Raw genomic sequence first — 19,589 nt, forward strand, 5'->3', positions numbered from 1 at the left:
ACACTCAGACGGCGGTACGGGCGGTGGCGGTGACCACCGAGCCCACCCGATCGACCAGCAGCGCCATCTCGTAGCCGATACGACCGATATCGTGCGACTTGTTCGCCAGCACGGCCAGGTGCGAGCCGTTGCCGACGCTCATCACCAGCAGGTAGCCGCGCTGCATCTCCACGATGGACTGCATCACCTTGCCGCCGTCGAACAGGGAGGCCGCGCCCATGGAGAGGCTGGCAAGGCCGGCGGTGACGGCGGAGAGCTGCTCGGCGCGGTCGCTGGGCAAATGCGGGCTGGTGGCCTGCAACAGGCCGTCCGCCGACACCAGTACCGCGTGGGACACGCCGGGCACATCCCGGGTGAAGCGGGCGACCAGCCAGTTCAGATTCTCGTCCGTGGTGCTGTTGTTCGCGTTGGTCATGCAAGCCCTCCGTCGTTGTACTGCGCATTGGCCCGCCCGCTGCGGACCCCACTGAGATGCCTGGTCAAGTTGTTGCGAATTTCTTCCGGATCACGCGTTCCGGCGTCCTCCGCCGGCGCCAGACCGCCGGGCACCAGTTGAGCGCCCGGCCTGCGGATCGGCAACCCGCCGACGGTGCGCGCCGTGGTCGTCGGATTGCTGGCATCCTCGGCGGCCAGCCAGCCCGCGTCACCGGGCGAAGACCATGTGCTGTCCGGCGATTGCGAGGTCGAGGGCTCGACCAGCCATTCCGAGACCATGCGTTGATAGATCGGAGTCGGCGAGGCGCCGGCCACCGGCTGCAGCCGGGATGAGGTGACCGTCGCGGGTTCGGGTGCCACCTCCTGCGGTGGGTCAGCGGGTGCGGTGGACGGCTTGCGGATCGGAAGACCGGACCGTGCGGTGGTCTGGGGTGCGACGCTCTCCCTGGCCACCGCCGGATTCGGTCCGGTGGCCGGCTCGTCGTCCTGGATCTCGGTCCACAGATCGGCGGGCGCGGGCTGCTGTTCGGCGTCGCCGGAGTGTTCACTCCCAGCGGACGTCGGCGGACCGAACGGACCGGTCGGGGTGTGGTCGGTCTCGGTGCGGGGAGTGAGCACCGGCCAGGGTTGGGTGGGCGGCTGATCGGCCGGATTGACCGCGCGGCCGACCGGCGCGGAGACCGCGGGCTGGTCGGGAGAATCGGCGACCCGGATGGCCGGACGGCGCTGGGGCAGACCGGAACTCGTCACGCCGAAGCGTGCGGCGTCACGCTGCGGCAGGCTCGGCACCGGTACGAGATTGCGGGGCTGCGCGCCGGTCGGCGACGCGCCGAGCGTTGGCAGCTGATGTTCGGCGGTGATATCGAGGGGTTTGCCCGCCGGGTCGGTGGCGTCCATCGGCGGCGCGACCAGAGCACCGGGCAGGTGCACGCTTGCGGTGATGCCGGGCTGCTGCGCCATCGTCGAGGTGCGGCGCAGGCTGACCGTGATGGTGTGGCGTTTGGCCAGCCGGCCGACGACGAACAGACCCATCCGGCGCGCCGTCTCGACGGTGACCTCACCACCGGAGGCGAGCCGTTCGTTGGTCGTCTGCAGGTCTTCCAGGGACATGCCCAGGCCGCGGTCGGTGATTTCGATCAGGTAGCCGCCGTCCACCGCACGCGACACCATCACCGTGACGGGGGTGGTCGGGGGGGAGTAGCGCAGCGCGTTGTCGATCAGCTCGGCGAGCAGGTGCTCGATGTCGACCGCGGGCTCGCCCGCGACGATGCCGTCCGGCACCGCGCCGATCTCGACCCGCTGGTAGTCCTCGACCTGGGAGACCGCGCTCCAGAGCATGTCCGACAGGTGCACCGGGTGCAGCTGGCCGCGGCGCAGCGCGGTGCCCGCGAGCACGAGCAGGTTGTCGCCGTTGCGGCGCATGCGGGTGGCCAGGTGGTCGAGGCGGAACAGGCTCTGCAGCCGGTCGGTGTCGTCCTCGTCGTGTTCGAGATCCTCGATCAGCGCCAGCTGCTGCTCGACCAGCGATTGGCTGCGGCGGGAGAGGGTTTCGAACATGTTGCCGATCTGCAGGCGCAGGCGGGCCTGGTCGGCGGCGAGATTCAGCGCCTGCTCGTGGATCTCGTCGACGGCGCGGGCCAGCTGGCCGATCTCGTCGGTGGTGTGCACGGCGACCGGGGTGATCTCCGGTGTGGTGCCGCCCGCGCGCACCACGGCGAGCTCGTCGGGCAGCTTGAAATGCGCCACCTCGAGCGCGTCGCGCCGCAGCCGCCGGACCGGGACGACCAGAGTGCGCGCCACCGACAGAGCCAGCGCCAGGCCCGCGAGCAGCATGCCGATGACGATCGTCGTCTCGCGCAGCGCGCCGGTCTGCGCCGCGGTGGTGCGGTCGGCCAGTGCGCTGTCGATCGTGTCGATCAGCTGCGCGGTGGTGTTCTCATAGGTGTCCGAACTGATCTGGAGCGAATCGAGCACGGCGGGGTTGGTCGCCGGATCGGCGACGTTCTGGCTGAACGTGCCCAGGCGGGTCTGCACCGCGTCCAGCAGCGGGCGCATATTGCCCGCGTAGTCCGGCAGGATCTGCGCGTACTGGTAGATCATCGTGATCTCGGCGCCCGCGGCGACCAGCACGCGCGGCCGCACGCTCGTGTTGCGGCCCGCGTCCGGTGAGCCGATCAGCATGCGCTGCTGGGTGAGCACGCGCCGTGCGGTCTGCACCGACGCCAGCTGCAGGAAGTACCGCTGGATCACCAGGTCGTCCACGGAGGGTGACAGCGCGAGCGCGTTGCCGATGCGCACCATGATCTCGTCGGACTGTTCGCCGACCATCGCGGGCGAGCCGTTGCGCAGGCTGTTGCGCATCGTGGTGCCAGTCGCGATGGCCGAGGCGAGTTCGGAGGTGACCCGGCCGCTGGCCTTGGTGGTCTGCAGCGCGGCTTCCAGCTCGGCCAGCGCCTGGTCGAACTTCGTCAGCGCCGCGTCGGTCTGCGGGTCGGCGGTGTTGCCCCAGGTGGCCGTCGCGGTGACGCCGAGTTGCTCGGTCGCGGTACCGAACTTGACGATCGGGCGGATGATGATGGCTTGTTCGGTGGCCGCGTCCAACTGCGTCATGGTACGCAGTTCGTTGTTGATTCGGAGCACGGCGAAGACGGTGGCCAGCAGCACCGGAAGCACGAGCACCACGCCAACCTTGCGGGTGACCGACCAGTTCGACAGGCTGAATTGCCAGGACCGCGGTGCAGCTTCCATCCGCTTCCGTCGCCTCCGCTTCACCAGTGACCTCGGTTGCGCGTGGCTGTTCAGTATTGATTCAACCCGCAAAGAACCAACTAGAGGTCTTCTTTTTACCGCACGGAACATACCGTGCAGAGTGGTCATCGGCAATCCGGGGGAGTCGGTACGCAAATTCCGAATATGGTTATAGAGAACATGATTCGCGGCGGAATGCGTCAGGGACGCGTCAACTTCTCGGCACTGTTGTGGAAGCCCCTGGTCATCGGGGTCGCAGCGGGGTGACGCGCCGAACGCTGCACCAGGACTCGCCGCGGCGTGTCGGGGGTGGCCTCTCAGTTACCTCTCAGTCGCTGCGGTCAAACTGGTGGCATGCGCATTCTGGTAGTCGACGACGATCGGGCGGTCCGGGAATCGCTGCGCCGGTCGCTCACCTTCAACGGCTACTCCGTCGATCTCGCGGTGGATGGCGTGGACGCGCTGGAGAAGGCAACCGAGCAGCGACCGGATGCGCTCGTGCTGGATGTGATGATGCCCCGGCTGGACGGGCTCGAGGTCTGCCGCAGGCTGCGCAGCACGGGCGATGATTTGCCGATTCTGGTTCTGACGGCGCGAGATTCGGTATCCGAGCGGGTTGCCGGGCTCGATGCCGGGGCGGACGATTATTTGCCGAAGCCCTTCGCGCTGGAGGAGCTGCTGGCCAGGCTGCGGGCACTGCTGCGCCGCACGGCCGCCGATCCGGGTGAGGCGTCGGAGGCGATGAAGTTCGCCGATCTGTCGCTGGACCCGGTGACCCGTGAGGTTTCCCGCGGCGCCCGCCCGATCAGTCTCACCCGCACCGAGTTCTCACTGCTGGAAATGTTGATGGCCAATCCGCGCCGGGTACTGACTCGCAGTCGCATTCTCGAGGAGGTCTGGGGCTACGATTTCCCAACCTCGGGAAACGCGCTGGAGGTGTACATCGGTTATCTGCGCCGCAAGACCGAGTCCGAGGGCGAGCCGCGGTTGATCCACACCGTGCGCGGCGTCGGCTACGTGCTACGCGAAACACCCCCGTAGGCCGCTTTCATGGCACGGACACCTCCCAAGCGACCCGTCGTCGCCGCGCTCGGCCAGCGACCGCCCGAGTCGGCGGACATGCGGCCGCCGATGCCGCTGACCCGCTCGGTCTCGCTGCGCTGGCGAGTGACCCTGCTGGCCGCCTCCGTGGTGGCGATCGCGGTGGCGGTCACCTCGATCGCTGCTTACGCCCTCGTGGCGCGCGCCTTGTACGCCGACGTGGACGCGCAGCTGCGCAGCCGCGCCACCGCCGTGATCGCCAGCAATCCGTACGGATTCAACATCCAGAATCTGATGATCGCCTCGGCCTTCTACGACGACACCGGCATCGCGCTGATCTATCCCGATCTCAAGCCCTATTCGCCACCGCAGTCGACCGATCCACCGGTCGGGGCCGAGGAGATGGACGTCGCGGAGGGGGAGCGGAGTTCCTCGCTGCGCACCGTCGGCAATCAGCGGGTGCTGGCTGTGCACACGAACTACGGTGCGACGCTGGTGATCTCGCAGCGACTGGACCGGACCAGGGAGGTGCTGGACCGGCTCGCCTGGCTGCTGTTCGTGGTCGGTGGCTGCGGTGTCGTGCTGGCCGCCGCGGCGGGCACGGCGGTCGGCCGGACCGGATTGCGACCCATCGCCCGGCTCACCGCGGCCACCGAACGCATCGCGCGCACCGACGATCTGACGCCGATCCCGGTGACCGGCGACGACGAACTGGCAAGGCTCACCGAGAGCTTCAACACCATGCTGCGCGCCTTGACCGAGTCGCGCGACCGGCAGCGCAGGCTGGTCGCCGACGCCGGGCATGAATTGCGCACGCCGTTGACGTCGTTGCGGACCAACATGGAGTTGCTCATCGCGTCGAGCCGCCCGGGCGCACCCCGGATACCGGACGAGGACATGGCCGGGCTGCGCGCGGACGTCATGGCCCAGATCGAAGAATTGTCGACGCTGGTGGGCGATCTGGTCGATCTCGCGCGGGAAGACGCACCGGAAACCGTCTACGAGCGAGTGGATCTCGGCGAAGTGGTGGAACGCGCGCTCGAGCGCGCCCGGCGCCGCCGCACCGGCATCGAGTTCGTCGCGGATCTGCGACCGTGGTTCGTCTACGGGCACGATGCGGGGCTGGAGCGCGCGGTGCTCAACGTTCTCGACAACGCCGCCAAGTGGAGCCCCGCCGGCGCACAGGTCCGCATCGTCATGCGGGAGAGCGGTCCGGGGCTGTTGGAACTGTCCATCGACGACGCGGGGCCGGGAATTCCCGCGCCGGAGCGCGAGCTGGTATTCGAACGCTTCTATCGGATCACCTCGTCCCGATCGATGCCGGGTTCGGGCCTCGGCCTGGCGATCGTGAAGCAAGTGGTGACGAAACACGGCGGCACCATCGCCGTCGATACCTCCGAACGCGGTGGCACCGTCGTCCGCATCGTGCTGCCGGGTGAGCCAGGAGCCCCTGCGCCGGATTGACGCAATACCGCCCGATGGGCGTCTATTTCCCCCACAATGGTCAGTTCTGTGCGAAATATTCACCGATAATTCGGCCATTGCCGCGATCGGTTTGTCGCATAATTTGAGACATCGACATGTCAATGGTTCTAACGCTGGCCGCGATGGACAGATCTCGGAAAACTGAAAGCACGGTCTCAGTCCGCTCTCAGTCACTGAGACCAACCTGGTCGGCACATGAGCGAGCGCAGCGAGCGAACAATGGACACAGCCGAGCACTCGCTCGTGCCGGAGCCGAGCGTCAGCGAGGCGTAGGGATGAGCGAGCGCAGCGAGCGAACAATGGACACAGCCGAGCACTCGCTCATGCCGTAGCCGAGCGTCGGCGAGGTGACGAGATGGATAGTGAGCGAACCCGAGGGAGCACGCAGTCGCGAACGGCGGCGCCGAGCGCCGGCACGGTGACGACGTGAGCAGAAACGAGGATTCCATGACCGAGGATTCGAAGGACCGACCGGAACCCGGGTCGGCCGGTGCCGGTTCGGGCGGAGAGCCGACCGAGCATATCCACGGCGCGGCGTCCGGCCCGTGGTCGGCGGGTGCGCCGCATGGCGGCGCCTTCGGTCCGGGGGAGGCGCAGGCCCACGGTTACGGCCCGCAGCATCCGTCAGCGCAGTACCCGTCCCAGCACAATCCCACGCAGCCGTTCGGTGGGTACACCGCGCCCCACGGCACACCGCACGATGGCGTCCACGGTGTGCCGCCCCGGCGTCCGATTCGCACCGGCCTTGTCGCGGGTGCGGTCGCGCTCGCCTTGGTCAGCGGCGGGGTCGGCGGCGCGGTCGGCGCGCTGGTCACTCGCACCGACGATGGCCGCGCCCCGGTCACCAACGCATTGGACGCGCCGAGACCGAACATCGACAACGCCTCCACCGCCCCGGCCGGATCCACCCAGGCGGTCGCGCAGAAGGTGCTGCCCAGCGTGGTCATGATCAAGGTGGCCAGCAGCAGGGCCGAGGGCGAGGGTTCCGGGGTGGTCCTGTCCTCCGACGGGCTGATTCTGACCAACAATCACGTGGCGGCGGGCGGCGGGCCGAACGCGAGGATGGAGGTCGTGTTCGCCGACGGCAGCAGCGCGCCCGCGACGGTGGTCGGCGCCGACCCGGTCTCCGACCTGGCTGTCATCAAGGTGTCCGGCCGCAGCGGTCTCACCCCGATCGAGCTGGGCGCGTCGGCGAATCTGCAGGTCGGCCAACCGGTCGTCGCGATCGGCTCGCCGCTCGGACTCGCGGGCACGGTCACCACGGGCATCGTGTCGGCGTTGAACCGGCCCGTCGTGACCTCGGGCAACGGCAGCGAGACGAGCCCGGCGGTCAGCCCGGTGATCGACGCCATCCAGACCGACGCCGCGATCAACCCGGGCAACTCGGGTGGCGCTCTGGTGGACGGCAACGGCAAGCTCATCGGCATCAACACCGCCATCGCGACGCTCGGGCCCGCCGAGACCGTCGGTGGCCAGACGGGCTCGATCGGACTAGGCTTCGCGATCCCCGTGGATCAGGCGCGTCGGGTCGCCGATGAGCTCATCAAGACCGGAAAAGCCACCTACGCCCAGATCGGGATCACCGTGTCGCGCCAGCAGGATCCGGCACAGCAGGTTTCCGGCGCGACGGTGCGCGACGTGACGCCGGACGGCCCCGCCGCTCGGGCGGGCATTCCGCCGGGTGCGGTGGTGACGAAGCTCGACGATCGCCCGATCGACTCCGGAAACGCGCTCGTGGCCGCGGTCCGGTCCCATCAACCAGGAGACAAGGTGAAAGTCACCTACACCGATGAGCAAGGCAACAACCCCAAGACCGTCGAGGTGACCCTCTCCGGCGCGCCCGCGGAGGGCGGCCGATGATGCGAGGCGAAGCCGACCTTCGGATGGATTTCGACGCCGGCGTTGTCGGCGCGGCCGCCGAGTTGCTCGATGCAGGCGCTACGGTGAGCAGCATGGAAATCGATGCTCCTGTGGCGGGGCGTGCTCTGGTGGTGGTCGTCGACGATCGAACGGCGCATGGAGGTGTGGACTCGCTCGGCCCGCTGGTCACCGAGCTGCTCACCGAGGCGGGTTTCCTCGTTGACGCGTCGGTGTCGGTGCAGGCCGACGAGGTCGAGATCCGCAACGCGCTCAATACCGCGGTGATCGGCGGCGTGGATCTGGTCATCTCCGTCGGCGGCACGGGCATGTCCCCGCGTGACGTCACGCCGGAGGCCACCTCGCAAGTGCTGGACCGCGAATTGCCGGGAATCAGCGAAGCGCTGCGTTCCTCCGGCCGGGTAGCCGGGTCGCTGGACGCGGGTCTGTCCCGCGGCGTGGCCGGTGTGTCCGGAAGCACCCTGGTGGTCAACCTGCCCGGCACCAGATCCGCGATCCGGGACGGTATGGCGACCCTCGGGCCGCTCGCCAGCCGGGTGATCGGCGAACTCTCCGGATTGGTCGAGTAATCACCGCCCATACTCCCTCCGACAACCCTCGCCCGGCGGCTCGCCGGGCGAGGGATGCCGCGCGCCTGGCGAAGATCTTCGGTGACCCCCTGCCCGAGACCACCAGCGACGAGCGCGGCGAGGATGCCGACCACGGCCGGTCCGGCGACGACTGGCTACGCGCTCAGGTCCCCCCGCACCACGGCTGAGCCCGTTATCTACGTAGTAGCTACGTATCCGAACCAGTGTTCTCGTGATTCGGCCGTGATCATTTCCGGCCGAAAGTAATCCAAGCGAAATCTTTACGGGCCTGTCCCGTATGTGGCGACGGCCCCCTTGGGCAGGTTTCCGACCGCCTCGGCTGTAGCGAACCTGCATTTATGCACGTCACGCCATATTCAAATGTTCGCAACTGTGACTCACGTCACTCTGAACTTTACGAACCACCGCGTTGCGATTGCCGTTATCCACCGTTTAATGTCCCCATCGAGCCATGCAATTTGGACCCCGCAGGCCCGGGTATCGGCACGCATGAGGCCGCTCGGCGGAACTGGGCTCGGTTCCGTTGCCAGCTGGTACGTTGCGCTGAAATTACAACCGGTTACACACCGGCAACAAAGGAGCGACACACTGAGCTGGGCCTGAGAGGACCACGTTCAGCCTCGATGGTCGAGGTTGACTGTTTGAACCTGATGAGGGGAAGTATGAGCGAGAACCGCACTATGCGCCGCGGTGCCCGGGTCGCGGGCATCGGCGCTGCCGCGGCCGTTGCCATGGGCCTGCTTTCGACCGGTGCCGCCAATGCCGACACCTTCGTGCCGTTGCCGGACGGCCACAAGGTGGGGCCTGGCGTGACGATCACCCGGAACGGAGAGCGGGCCCTGATTTCGCCGTCGCTGGCTGCCAACGGCGCCGGTCGCGTGGTCTGGGTTTCGGGCAACGCCATCGCCGATGTCGCTGTGACACCGGAAGGCGAAATCGGCCCGAACAACGGTCCGACCGGAAACCCCGGAACCAACAACTCCTCGACGCACGGTGCTTCGCAGTTGAGCACCGGTTACATCGTCGGCTGCCAGATCAGCATCGCCGACGACGCGATCTCCGCGGGTGTGTCCGGCAGTGTCAACCTCAGCGGCGCGAGTGCTGGTGGTTCGATCGGTATCAACCTCGGGCCGGGCGAGGTGAAGTTCGTTCAGATCGATTACAAGGACATTCTGAAGCCGGGTGTGTACTCGGTGGAGTATCAGGATGCCGAGATTCAGATCCAGGGCTGCGCGGGTTACGCGCAGGCGCGTTCGTACACGGTTGTCGAGATCATCGGCGATCACTACTCGAAGACCACCCTCTACGGGATGCCGTTCAGCATCGGCTGACCAACCGTTGGATCTGTCAAATCTCTTTTCGCTCAAGCGAACTCGATACTCTAGGGGTATTACCATTATGTTCGATCGCAAAATGCTGGCGCGCGCGGCGGGGCTGTGCGCGTCCGCCGCTATCACCGTGGGTCTGCTCTCGACAGGTGCGGCGCACGCCGACACCTTCGTCCCGCTGCCGGGCGGGGAACTCGTCAAGACGTTGTCGGATGGCACCGTCGTGACGGTCCGTCTGGTCGGCGAGTCGGCCACCATCAGCCCGTCCATGGGCTCGACGCCGCTGCACCGCAACGCGTGGGTCTCCGGTAGCGCGCAGGTCGAGCTGTCCGGCACCGCCGGCGGCAAGATCTTCCCGGGTTACACCGTCGGCTGCCAGGTCAACATCGCCGGCGGCGGCGCCACCGGTGGCGTCGACGGCGATGTCGACTGGAGCGGCGACACCGTCACCGGCGGCGTCGGCGCCAACAGCGGCGGCAATCTGTCCCTCGGCCCCGGTCAGGCGAAGTCGTTCTACGTGCTCGATCTCGAGCAGGCCGACGACTTCGGCAACGAATCGCACAAGACCCGCAACGCGTTCAAGGGCACCAGCGGTTCGGTCACCTGGTCGGACGAGACCATCGGCTTGAACGGCTGCGGCGGTTACGCCCAGGCGCGGGCCTTCGTCAGTGTCGAGGTCGAGACCGACAACGTCATCACCTGGGTGACGCTGTGGGGCCAGCCGTTCAGCCTCGGCTGAGTGAAGGCGGGTAAAAACCCATAGCCACCAACGAAATGGGCCCGTCGCATCGGCGGCGGGTCCATTTCGTCATGAATTCTCCTGCCGTTCAACGGCGCTTCGCGATCCTAGCGGGGACGCTGCCGCGCCGTGCTAACTTGCCCGAATTTCCGGATAAGTCTGGTTGATACCGAATAGCATTGTTTCGTCCGCTATCGCTTGATGACGCGATGGTCGGCGGATCGTTTGGTGGACTTCACATTCCACCACCCGGCCCGTCGGCTTGGAGGGACATGTCCGCCTCGACACCCTGGGGCGGGCGGATGCAACCTGATGAGGAAAACATGAGCAAGTACCGCACCAACGGTCTGTCTCGAGGCGCCCGCGTCGCGGGCGCTGCCGCCGCGGCGGCCGTAGCCACCGGTCTGTTCTCGACCGGTGCCGCACATGCCGATGTCTTCGTGCCGTTGCCGGACGGCCACAAGAACGGCCATGGCGTGAGCATCGCCCGAACCGGTGAGCGCGCCCTGATCTCCCCTTCTCTCGCCGCGAACGGTGCCGGCCGTGTCGTGTGGGTTTCGGGGAATGCCATTGCCGATGTGGCCGTGACGCCGGAAGGTGAGATCGGCCCGAACAACGGTCCGACCGGTAATCCCGGGACCAACAACTCTTCGACGCATGGTGCTTCGCAGTTGAGCACCGGTTACATCGTGGGGTGCCAGATCAGCATTGCCGATGACGCGATCTCCGCGGGTGTGTCGGGCAGTGTGAACCTCAATGGGGCGAGTGCTGGTGGTTCGATCGGTATCAACCTCGGGCCGGGCGAGGTGAAGTTCGTTCAGATCGATTACAAGGACATTCTGAAGCCGGGTGTGTACTCGGTGGAGTATCAGGATGCCGAGATTCAGATCCAGGGCTGCGCGGGTTACGCGCAGGCGCGTTCGTACACGGTTGTCGAGATCATCGGCGATCACTACTCGAAGACCACCCTCTACGGGATGCCGTTCAGCATCGGCTGACCAACCGTTGGATCTGTCAAATCTCTTTTCGCTCAAGCGAACTCGATACTCTAGGGGTATTACCATTATGTTCGATCGCAAAATGCTGGCGCGCGCGGCGGGGCTGTGCGCGTCCGCCGCTATCACCGTGGGTCTGCTCTCGACAGGTGCGGCGCACGCCGACACCTTCGTCCCGCTGCCGGGCGGGGAACTCGTCAAGACGTTGTCGGATGGCACCGTCGTGACGGTCCGTCTGGTCGGCGAGTCGGCCACCATCAGCCCGTCCATGGGCTCGACGCCGCTGCACCGCAACGCGTGGGTCTCCGGTAGCGCGCAGGTCGAGCTGTCCGGCACCGCCGGCGGCAAGATCTTCCCGGGTTACACCGTCGGTTGCCAGGTCAACATCGCCGGCGGCGGCGCCACCGGTGGCGTCGACGGTGAAGTGGACTGGAGCGACGAGTCCGGCAATGTGGGAGCCAACAGTGGCGGCGAGCTTTCGCTGGGTCCCGGTCAGGCGAAGTCGTTCTACGTGCTCGATCTCGAGCAGGCCGACGACTTCGGCAACGAGTCGCACAAGACCCGCAACGCGTTCAAGGGCACCAGTGGTTCGGTCACTTGGGCCGACGAGACCATCGGTCTGTCGGGCTGCGGCGGTTACGCCCAGGCACGGGCCTTCGTCAGCGTCGAGGTCGAGACCGACAACGTCATCACCTGGGTGACGCTGTGGGGAGCGCCGTTCAGCCTCGGCTGAGCGCCGAACACCCGCCCGCACAACGCGAACGGGTCCGTCGACACGGCGGGCCCGTTCCGCTGTGCGCCGCAGATGTCAATGGAAGACCACGGTGAGCGCGGTGCGTAGCGAAGCCCCGGCCACGGTGGTGGCGTGGTCGGCGTCCATCGCGACCAAGACCACGCGTTCGGCGGCGCCTCGTTCGTCAGCCGGCCTCGACACCAGGATGACGGCGGCGTCGGTGGCCAGGGTGCGGGCCGGGCGGGTAGTCGGTCCGTTCGAGTCTTCGGCACCGATCACGTCGACGCGATCGCCCGCACGCAGGATGTCCGCGACGGCGGTGTCGGCGAGACGGATGGGAACGATCCTGGCATCGCGCGCTCCGGTGGCCGCCGCGGCCAACCGTGGACCGACGACCCGCAGGTCGGTGAAGACTTCGCCCTGACGCATCGCGCCGGTCAGCGTCGCGCCGACGAGAGCGGCGGGATCGGCGACCGCGCCCGCGGGCAGTGTGCCCGCTGCGCGTGACGCCGAGCGCAGGTCACCCGGCTCGAGGAGTCGTCCGGGCGCCAGCTCCCGTGCCGCGATCACCACCGTCGTGGTCTCGGTATCGGGGTCACCACGCACCAAGAGGACGGCCGCGGTTACGGCGAGGACGGCGGCGAGCAGCCGACGGGCGAGGACGGCATAGGCCCAGGGCGGGCGCTGCCACCCGGACGGATTCCAGCCGCCGTGGCCGAGGTCGGCGAGTGCGCGAGTCATGGCCGGATCCTATGGCCGAACTCACACTCAGCCGTCCCGTCTCACCGGGGGCTGTGGATGGCGACGAGGCTGTGGAAAACGTCCAATCAGCTGGCGACGGCCGTGCTGGTGGCCGCGGTGGACCCGCTGGACGCGCTCGAGTCCGAGGACGAACTCGAACCGCTGTCGCCCTTGGCGGGCTCGCTCGCGGTGGACGCGCCGCCGCGGCTGTCGGTGCGGTAGAAGCCGCTGCCCTTGAACACGATGCCGACCGAGTTGAACAGCTTGCGCAGCTTTCCCGAGCACTCCGAGCAGACGCTCAGAGCTTCGTCGGTGAAGGACTGAACGATGTCGAAGCGGTTGTCACACTGGGTGCACGCGTACGAGTAAGTTGGCACAGGATCCTCCGCGGTATTCGTCAATCTGGCACTCTACAGCCGACAGTGCCAACATCGCCAATCGGCATTTCATTCCCCGGCGCTATCGCCGAGTCGTCGCAGGCCGCCGCGGGGTGTCAGAGCCCAGCCCATACGCAGATCGTGCGGCTCCTCGGGCAGCCGCTCGACCAGTTCGTCATCCCGTACCACCGCGATCAGTCGCGCGTCCGGGCGCGCGGCCGGCAGGGTGCGGTCGTAGTATCCCGCGCCGCGGCCGAGCCGGACGCCGCGGCGGTCCACCGCGAGCGCGGGGACCAGGATCACCTCGGCCCTGGCCACCGCGGCCGGAGGCAGTACCGTGCCGATCGGCTCCAGCAGCCCGTAGCGGGCGCGGCGCATGGCAGCCGCTCCGGTGTACTCGGCCCAGCTCAGCGGCCCGGGCGGCCCGGTGACCGGCAGCAGCACCCGCGCGCCACCGGTCACAAGCGCGTCCAGCATGGCCGTCGAGCCCGGCTCCGGATCGACCGGCACATACGCGCAGACCCACTCCCGGGCACCCAGCGCGCCGACCGCGACGGCCAAGGCGAGCGCCTCGTTCTCCCGGTCAGTGGCACTCATCACAGCTCGCCGGGCCACCAGTTCGATGCGCCATGCATGTTTATCGCGCTCGCCGGGCATCTTCACAGTGATCACCATAGGCTCACCCCGGTACCGGGTCGGCTCTACGCCGCTCCGGCGGCGTGATGGATGGATAGGGTATACGCATGACAGCAAAGGCCGGACAGCCCGGTGACACCCCGGTGGTGTCGTGCTTCCGCACCGCCGTGGTGCCCGCGGCCGGGCTGGGAACACGGTTTCTGCCCGCGACCAAGACGGTGCCCAAGGAGCTCCTTCCGGTGGTGGACACCCCCGGCATCGAGCTGGTCGCCAGCGAGGCGGCCGACTCCGGCGCCGAGCGCCTGGTGATCGTCACGTCGCCGGGCAAGGACGGCGTCGTCGCCCACTTCGTCGAGGACCTGGTGCTGGAGAGCACGCTCGCCGAGCGCGGCAAGTACAAGTTGCTGGAGAAGGTGCGCAAGGCGCCGGCGCTGCTCGACGTCACCTCGGTGGTGCAGGAGGAGCCGCTCGGGCTCGGCCACGCGGTCGCCCAGGCGGAGCAAGCCCTCGACGCCGACGAGGACGCGATCGCGGTGCTGCTGCCCGACGACCTCGTGCTGCCCTGCGGTGTGCTCGACGTGATGAGCCGGGTGCGCCGCAAGCGCGGTGGGACGGTGCTGTGCGCCATCGACGTGCCGAAGGACGAGGTCAGCGCCTACGGCGTGTTCGACGTGGCGCCGGTGCCGGACGCCGTGAACCCGAACGTGCTGCGCGTCAAGGGAATGGTGGAGAAGCCCCCGCTCGCCGACGCGCCATCGACGTTCGCCGCCGCGGGCCGGTACCTGCTGGACCGCGCCATCTTCGACGCGCTGCGGCGCATCGAGCCCGGCACCGGCGGCGAGCTGCAACTCACCGACGCCATCGCGCTGCTGATCGCCGAAGGACATCCGGTTCATGTGGTGGTGCACCGTGGGTCGCGCCACGATTTGGGCAACCCGGGCGGTTATCTTCGTGCTGCGGTCGATTTCGCACTGGAACGAGAGGAATACGGCCCCGCCCTGCGGGAGTGGCTGCAGCACCGTCTCGGTCCGGACTGGGATCCGCAGCTGACTACCGACGACTGACGGGCCCGTCCGGGGTTTCGCCGAGAGTGGACCGTCGGGTACGAATGGTGGTTCACCGCGGTGCGCGCGAACGCGCTTGCGCCGCGGTGCGATCCCGCGCGCCGGCGCAGGCGGAATCGGATGGAGTGCGGAGAGGATCAGGAAGGGCTGGATGCGCTCGGTTGAGGATCAGCAGATCAAGGTGACCGCCGCGGCGGTCGCGCCTCGGCCGGTCCGGGTCGCGATTTCCGAGGCCCAGGGCCTGCTGTGCGCCGAGGACGTCGTCACCGAGCGTCCGTTGCCCGGCTTCGATCAGGCCGCGATCGACGGCTACGCGGTGCGCAGCGTCGACGTCGCCTCCGCGGGTGCCGACATCCGCGACGAGGAGGGCAATCTCGTCGACCTGACCCTGCCCGTGGTCGGTGAGGTGGTCGCCGGATCGCGTCAGCCGATCCGGTTGCAGCCGCGCCAGACCGTCCGGGTCGATACCGGCGCGCCGATGCCGACACTGGCCGATGCCGTTCTCCCGTTGGATTTCACCGACGGGGGTAGGGCCAGGATCAAGGTGTACGAGCCGGTGCGCTCCGGGGATTACGTACGGCGCGTCGGCGACGACGTCCAGCCGGGCGATGTCGCGGTGCGGGCGGGAACCATCATCGGCGCAGCGCAAGTCGGTCTGCTCGCCGCGGTCGGACAAGACAAGGTGCTGGTGCACCCGCGACCGCGATTATCGGTGATCTCGGTGGGCGGGGAACTGATCGACATCGACCGGACACCCGGCCCCGGCCAGGTCTACGACGTGAACTCCTACGCGCTGGCCGCCGCCGCCAGGGACGCGGGCGCAGACGTGAACCGGGTCGGCATCGTGAGTTCCGATCCGCGCCGGTTGCGTGACGTGGTCGAGGGGCAGCTGGTGCGCTCCGAAGTCGTGGTCATCGCGGGCGCGGTCGGCGGCTGGGCCTCCGAGCAGATCCGGGAGACGCTCGAGGGGCTCGGCGAGCTCGAAATCACCCGGGTGGCCATGCATCCCGGATCGGTGCAGGGCTTCGGCAGGTTGGGCCGCGACGAGGTGCCGACCTTCCTGCTGCCGTCCAACCCGGTCGGCGCGCTGGTGGTGTTCGAGGTGATGGTGCGGCCGCTGATCCGAATCGCGTTGGGGCGCAGGCATCCCATGCGCCGGATCATCCGCGCGCGCACGATCATGCCGATCAGCTCCATGGCCGGACGCAAGGGATATCTGCGTGCGCAGCTCATGCGGGACGAGGCGACCGGCGAATACCTGGTGCAGCCGCTGGGCAGCGCGAACTCGTCCTCGCACCTGCTCGCCACGCTCGCCGAGGCGAACAGCCTGATCGTGATCGACCCGGACGACACCGAGATCCGCACCGGTGACGAGGTGCAGGTCGCCTTTCTCGCGCAGCGCGGCTGAGACGTGGACGCGATGAACGTTTTCCGGGTCACGCAGCATCCGGGGTGGCCCGCGCGACTCGGCCCGGTCCGGGTGGCCGCGGGACAGGTGACGCTGCGTCCGGTCCGGCTGCGTGACGCGGCGGCCTGGAGCCGGATTCGGTTGCGGGACCGGGAGCATCTCGAGCCGTGGGAGCCCACCGGCCGCGGGTCGTGGGAGGCGCGCAATCACGCGTCCAATTGGCCTTCGCTGTGGTCGACCCTGAAGGCCGAGGCTCGCCGCGGCGCGATGATCCCGCTGGTGATCGAAGTCGACGGCGCGTTCAGCGGGCAGCTGACCGTCGGCAATATCGTGCGCGGCGCGCTGCGCTCGGCCTGGATCGGTTACTGGGTGGCCAAGGATCTCAGCGGGCAGGGCGTCGCGACCGCTGCGTTGGCGCTCGGACTCGACCACTGCTTCGGGCCAGTGGGCCTGCACCGGGTCGAGGCGACCGTCCGGCCGGAGAATCTGGCCAGTCAGGCGGTGCTCCGCAACGTCGGCTTCCGGGAGGAGGGGCTGCTACGGCGCTACCTGGACGTGGACGGCGCCTGGCGCGATCACCTACTGGTCGGCATGACCATCGAGGAGGTGGTCGGGACGGTTCTGGACCGGCTGGTGCGAGAGGGTCGCGTCACCCTGCTGTAGCGCGGGCCACCGAACACGGTGGCATTGGTGGAAATGTGACAGGTGTGGCGGATGTGCACGGCGCGCCTGCCGGAACTTGGTGCTACCCGGAATTAGCCTACGGACGTCGATGGTGCGTCTTGCGTCATCGGCAGGGAGCCTGCGGGCGTCCGGCGTCGACGCGGTTGCGTCGGACGGGGAGCCGGACGAGCGCGGCGTATCACGCGCCGCTCGCGGGCCGAGCCGGACGAAATCCATGCGGGGACGGAGGTGCTGACGCGATGCCGAATTCGATCCTGTGGATCGGTCTTGTCGTGCTCTGGGTCTTCGTCCTGTTCCCGATGCTCGCCGACCGCCACCCGAGAATCCGCCGGACCACCGACGCCGCGCTGGCGACCCGGGTCCTGCACCGCGGCGGAGGCAAGCGACGTCTCAGAAGGAAAGGCCCGGCCGCCGGGCACGAAACCGATCCGAACTGGCGGCCTCGCCGCGTACCGAGAGAGTATTCCCACAGCGATGATGCGGAGGACCGGATGACGACACCGGCCGACGAGCCCGTCACCGAGACCGACGAGGACAACCTGCCCGTGCCCTTCGACGCCGTGGGATCCGACATCGCTGACGCCGAACCGGAGGACATCGACGCTGCCGCTGCCGACGCCGACGCCGACGCCGACGCCGACGGCGCGACCGACGACGTGACCGCCGCGCCGGACGACGACGAGGAAGCGGCCGAAGTCGCTGCGAAGATCGACGCGGCGACCGATGATGACGGCGTGGGCGCACACCACCCAGAACCGGCCGCGGCCAGAATCCCGCCTGCGCGCTCCACCGCGCCCGCCCGCGTGGCCTATCCCGAGTACGACGAAACCGATTCGGACGAATGGGAATTCGTCCCCACTCGCCGTGGCCGCGGCGGCTTCGACCCCGAGGCCGACGCCATCGCCCGCGCCGCCCGCTACACCTTCCGGCAGCGCGCCGTGCTCGGCCTGGTGCTCACCGCCATCCTCTGCGGCGCGCTCGCGTTCGTCTTCACACCCTTGCTGTGGTGGGGCACCGGGCTCTCCTCCGTCGTGCTCGTGACGTACCTGGCCTACCTGCGCAAGCAAGTGCGGATGGAGGAGGAGATCCGCCGCAATCGCGCCGCCCGCCTCAACCGCGGCCACGGCGGAGCCAACCCACGCGCGCGCCGAGCCGGCACCCCGCAAGGCGCCATGGACCGCGACACCGCCCGCGCCCTCCGCCGCCGCTCCGCACTCGTCGACCCCGACGACGAAGACCCCCTGTTCGACCACCTCGACCCCTTCGACCCCGCCACCGCCCGCGCCCTCCGCAGCCGCACCGCCGACGATGTCCGCCGCGCAGCCGGCGAGTAACCGCCATCCGAGCAGGTCAGGCCACCGATTCGGAGTCTGAGGGCCCGGCCTGATACAGTGTCACAGCGCGGTTCGGGAGCCGCACGGGGCTATAGCGCAGTTGGTAGCGCGTCTCGTTCGCATCGAGAAGGTCAGGGGTTCGATTCCCCTTAGCTCCACGCATCGGAGGCTCATGCTCATGGAGAGCATGAGCCTTTTGCGTTCCGCGTGTTTTGTGGGGTGCAACCCCACGCCGCGGCCTGACCCCATCTCGGCTCGCCAAGTCCGGACGCCGCGCCCCGGGCCCCATCTGGGGCTCGCCAAGTCCGGACGCCGCGCCCCCGGGCCCCCATCTGGGGCTCGCCTGGTCGGGATGCCGCGCCGTGGGGCCGCCATCTCGGGCTCGCCTGGTCGGGATGCCGCGCCGCCGGACCCCAACCGGGCTCGCCAGTCTCGATGCCGCGCCGCCGGACCCAGGGCTTGTGGTTGCGTTTGGTTGGTTATCTTTCGGCCGGTTTGTTCATGCCATTCGTCTTCCCGCGTTCTTTACAGTCGATGGAGCCTTGGTCCTGGAGGGGCGTTCGGTTATGGCGGCCCAGACGGGCGCCCACGCGAAACGCTCGGCTGGGATACCCCAGCCGAGCGTCTGGCCAGGCTCGTGTCCACCATCGACCGGCAGCGGTGTTGCGCCGACCCGGAATCCTGTGACGACTCGCGGGGACCTACGCGGCGACGGTAGCGAGGCGGAGGTGATTCTCGATATCGGCGGGTGAGCCGGTGTAGTGGAGAGTTCGCAGGCCGAGGTGAGCGGCGGCTTGGCAGTTGTCGGCACGGTCGTCGACGAACAGGACGCGGCCGGGGTCGCGAACTCCGGTTGCGGCGAGTGCGTTTCGGTAGGTGTCGGGGTGGGGTTTGTTCATGCCGAGCCGGGCCGAGTAAAGGGCGTCGGTCATCAGAGTGCGCCAGTCGGAGGCGTCGAGGGCATCGCTGACCGGATGAGGTGCGTTGGAGAGCAGCACCATTGGGAGATCTGCCTGCCGGGCCTGGTGGAGGAGTGCGACGACGCGGTCGTCGGTCCGGGTCCACAGTGTGGTGTCGACGGCACGCAACCGGGTGAGCAGTTCCGGGTCCGGGCGATGGCCGAGCACGGCGGTCCAGAAGTCCGCGTCGTCGAACTCGCCGGAATCGTAGGGTTCGCGGGCGCTCCAGAAAGCATTCTGGAAGAGTCCGAGTTGGTCTGCGTGCCATCCGGCGAGTTCGGCGAGCCTGCCCCACATAGGAACGGTGGGCTGCAGGCCGATGACGCCGTTGTAGTCGAAGATGACCGCGTCGAGTTCCGCGGACTGGTGAGGTAGTGCGGTTACCACCGGTTCTCCAAGGCTTGATGGGACAGG

The 19,589-nt window shown here is 68.2% G+C and carries 18 protein-coding genes and 1 tRNA gene; 13 read left to right on the forward strand and 6 right to left on the reverse strand.

Annotated features, from left to right (window positions below; translation table 11 throughout):
• Window positions 1-4 precede the first annotated feature (4 nt).
• Together ACWPXK_RS06845 and ACWPXK_RS06850 are read right to left on the reverse strand one after the other, a co-directional pair.
• Entirely contained in the window at window positions 5-415 is a 411-nt protein-coding gene (locus ACWPXK_RS06845; protein WP_039801134.1) for a roadblock/LC7 domain-containing protein, read from the reverse strand.
• Window positions 412-3,312, reverse strand: a complete 2,901-nt coding sequence (locus ACWPXK_RS06850; RefSeq protein ID WP_454195120.1) for an ATP-binding protein — start codon at window positions 3,310-3,312, stop codon at window positions 412-414. Before ACWPXK_RS06850 ends, ACWPXK_RS06845 begins: the two co-directional genes overlap by 4 nt.
• A 225-nt stretch (window positions 3,313-3,537) precedes the next feature.
• Between ACWPXK_RS06850 and ACWPXK_RS06855 the strand changes: the two genes are divergently transcribed.
• The 8 genes from ACWPXK_RS06855 (at window position 3,538) to ACWPXK_RS06890 (ending at window position 11,972) form a co-directional block, all read left to right on the forward strand.
• On the forward strand, window positions 3,538-4,224 hold the full coding sequence (locus ACWPXK_RS06855) for a response regulator transcription factor (RefSeq protein WP_454195121.1): 687 nt from the start codon (window positions 3,538-3,540) through the stop codon (window positions 4,222-4,224).
• A gap of 9 nt (window positions 4,225-4,233) precedes the next feature.
• On the forward strand, window positions 4,234-5,688 hold the full coding sequence (locus ACWPXK_RS06860) for an ATP-binding protein (protein ID WP_454195122.1): 1,455 nt from the start codon (window positions 4,234-4,236) through the stop codon (window positions 5,686-5,688).
• Between the two features lie 468 nt (window positions 5,689-6,156).
• Window positions 6,157-7,569, forward strand: a complete 1,413-nt coding sequence (locus ACWPXK_RS06865) for a S1C family serine protease (protein WP_454195123.1) — start codon at window positions 6,157-6,159, stop codon at window positions 7,567-7,569.
• Between the two features lie 92 nt (window positions 7,570-7,661).
• Window positions 7,662-8,156, forward strand: a complete 495-nt coding sequence (locus ACWPXK_RS06870) for a MogA/MoaB family molybdenum cofactor biosynthesis protein (protein ID WP_195044576.1) — start codon at window positions 7,662-7,664, stop codon at window positions 8,154-8,156.
• Between the two features lie 683 nt (window positions 8,157-8,839).
• Complete coding sequence (locus tag ACWPXK_RS06875; RefSeq protein ID WP_454195472.1) at window positions 8,840-9,508, forward strand: MspA family porin; 669 nt, start codon at window positions 8,840-8,842, stop codon at window positions 9,506-9,508.
• Between the two features lie 67 nt (window positions 9,509-9,575).
• The gene (locus tag ACWPXK_RS06880; protein WP_454195124.1) at window positions 9,576-10,244 is read left to right on the forward strand and encodes an MspA family porin; all 669 of its coding nucleotides are present in this window, start codon (window positions 9,576-9,578) and stop codon (window positions 10,242-10,244) included.
• 323 nt (window positions 10,245-10,567) lie between these two features.
• Window positions 10,568-11,242: an MspA family porin gene (locus ACWPXK_RS06885; protein ID WP_454195125.1), complete on the forward strand. Its 675-nt coding sequence runs from the start codon at window positions 10,568-10,570 to the stop codon at window positions 11,240-11,242.
• A gap of 67 nt (window positions 11,243-11,309) precedes the next feature.
• The gene (locus ACWPXK_RS06890; protein WP_454195126.1) at window positions 11,310-11,972 is read left to right on the forward strand and encodes an MspA family porin; all 663 of its coding nucleotides are present in this window, start codon (window positions 11,310-11,312) and stop codon (window positions 11,970-11,972) included.
• A gap of 75 nt (window positions 11,973-12,047) precedes the next feature.
• Here the strand turns inward: ACWPXK_RS06890 and ACWPXK_RS06895 are convergent, their stop codons facing one another.
• The 3 genes from ACWPXK_RS06895 to ACWPXK_RS06905 all read right to left on the reverse strand — a co-directional run bounded on the left by ACWPXK_RS06895 (window position 12,048) and on the right by ACWPXK_RS06905 (window position 13,765).
• Window positions 12,048-12,713 carry an SAF domain-containing protein gene (locus ACWPXK_RS06895; protein WP_454195127.1) on the reverse strand — a complete coding sequence of 222 codons (666 nt, stop codon included), beginning with the start codon at window positions 12,711-12,713 and terminating at the stop codon, window positions 12,048-12,050.
• Window positions 12,714-12,799: 86 nt separating this feature from the next.
• The gene (locus ACWPXK_RS06900; protein WP_454195128.1) at window positions 12,800-13,090 is read right to left on the reverse strand and encodes an FmdB family zinc ribbon protein; all 291 of its coding nucleotides are present in this window, start codon (window positions 13,088-13,090) and stop codon (window positions 12,800-12,802) included.
• Between the two features lie 69 nt (window positions 13,091-13,159).
• Window positions 13,160-13,765, reverse strand: coding sequence for a 5-formyltetrahydrofolate cyclo-ligase (locus ACWPXK_RS06905; protein WP_454195129.1), 606 nt, complete (start codon window positions 13,763-13,765; stop codon window positions 13,160-13,162).
• A 68-nt stretch (window positions 13,766-13,833) separates the two neighbouring features.
• Between ACWPXK_RS06905 and ACWPXK_RS06910 the strand changes: the two genes are divergently transcribed.
• The 5 genes from ACWPXK_RS06910 (at window position 13,834) to ACWPXK_RS06930 (ending at window position 18,374) form a co-directional block, all read left to right on the forward strand.
• A complete protein-coding gene (locus ACWPXK_RS06910; protein ID WP_454195130.1) occupies window positions 13,834-14,790 on the forward strand; it encodes a UTP--glucose-1-phosphate uridylyltransferase in 957 nt (318 codons plus the stop codon).
• Between the two features lie 151 nt (window positions 14,791-14,941).
• Window positions 14,942-16,198, forward strand: coding sequence for a molybdotransferase-like divisome protein Glp (gene glp / locus ACWPXK_RS06915; RefSeq protein WP_454195131.1), 1,257 nt, complete (start codon window positions 14,942-14,944; stop codon window positions 16,196-16,198).
• A gap of 12 nt (window positions 16,199-16,210) precedes the next feature.
• Window positions 16,211-16,861, forward strand: a complete 651-nt coding sequence (locus ACWPXK_RS06920; RefSeq protein WP_454195132.1) for a GNAT family N-acetyltransferase — start codon at window positions 16,211-16,213, stop codon at window positions 16,859-16,861.
• Window positions 16,862-17,121: 260 nt separating this feature from the next.
• Window positions 17,122-18,216: a divisome protein SepX/GlpR gene (gene sepX / locus ACWPXK_RS06925; RefSeq protein ID WP_454195133.1), complete on the forward strand. Its 1,095-nt coding sequence runs from the start codon at window positions 17,122-17,124 to the stop codon at window positions 18,214-18,216.
• Between the two features lie 85 nt (window positions 18,217-18,301).
• Window positions 18,302-18,374, forward strand: a tRNA-Ala gene (locus tag ACWPXK_RS06930).
• Window positions 18,375-18,917: 543 nt separating this feature from the next.
• On the opposite strand, the gene ACWPXK_RS06935 is transcribed toward ACWPXK_RS06930, so the two are convergent.
• Window positions 18,918-19,562: an HAD family hydrolase gene (locus ACWPXK_RS06935; RefSeq protein ID WP_454195134.1), complete on the reverse strand. Its 645-nt coding sequence runs from the start codon at window positions 19,560-19,562 to the stop codon at window positions 18,918-18,920.
• Between the last annotated feature and the right edge of the window lie 27 nt (window positions 19,563-19,589).

The sequence above is a fragment of the Nocardia sp. Marseille-Q1738 genome, assembly GCF_965283145.1.